A 903-nucleotide genomic window follows, 5' to 3' on the forward strand; every position below is an offset into this window, starting at 1 on the left:
CGCCAGCAAGTTCACGAACTTGATCGTTTGAAACCGTCATAGACAGTTCACTGATCAACTCGTTGATGTCATTGAGATAAAGATCTGCGGCTTTCCAACGAGACAGAAGCAATACTTCACGTGTCACGCTATGAGTGACAAACGGGTTACCGTCGCGGTCACCCCCCATCCAAGAAGAGAAGTGCACAGGGCGAGCATCAATTGGTAAACCTTCACCCAAGTAAGATTTCAAGCGATCGTGCATTTCACGTAAGAAGTCTGGCACTGCTTCCCACAGTGAGTTTTCTACTACGGCAAAGCCCCATTTCGCTTCATCCAATGGAGTAGGGCGTTGTTGACGAATCACGTCAGAATGCCAGCTTTGTGCGATAAGTTGCTCTAAGCGACGCTCTGTTTTTTTGCGTTCTTTAGAAGACAGGTCGCTGAGTTCTAGCTTGGATAAACACTCGTTGATCTTGACCAGTTTATTGATCATGGTGCGGCGAGTGATTTCCGTTGGGTGCGCGGTTAATACCAGTTCAATATTCAAATCACGTACCGCTTGAGCCGTATCGAGTTTGCTAACATCGTTTTGTACCAGTTTTGAAAACAGCGAGTTGATCGCGTCTGGTTCACAGATGTGCTCTTCACAGTGACGTGAAATGGTGTGGTATTGCTCGGCAATATTGGTGAGGTTTAGAAATTGGTTAAACGCACGGGTGACTGGCGTTAGTTGCTCATCGGGTAAGTGTTTGTTTTCTTCTATCAAGCTTTCCCTGTCTGCTTGATTACCTGCTTGAGCCGATTTGGATAATTTACGCATGGTCTCCACTTTCTCGAAGATTTCTTCGCCGTGGGCATCGCCAATCGTGTTACCCAGTAAGTGGACTAACATGCGCACATTGCTTTTAAGTGCGGCGTATT

The 903-nt window shown here is 46.6% G+C and carries 1 protein-coding gene; it reads right to left on the reverse strand.

Going from position 1 to position 903, the window contains the following annotated elements:
* Positions 1 to 903: phosphoenolpyruvate carboxylase (locus R7Z50_RS25705; protein ID WP_318149502.1), on the reverse strand; the 903-nt coding region annotated here is incomplete at both ends.

The sequence above is a fragment of the Vibrio sp. 1249-1 genome, from assembly GCF_033340495.1.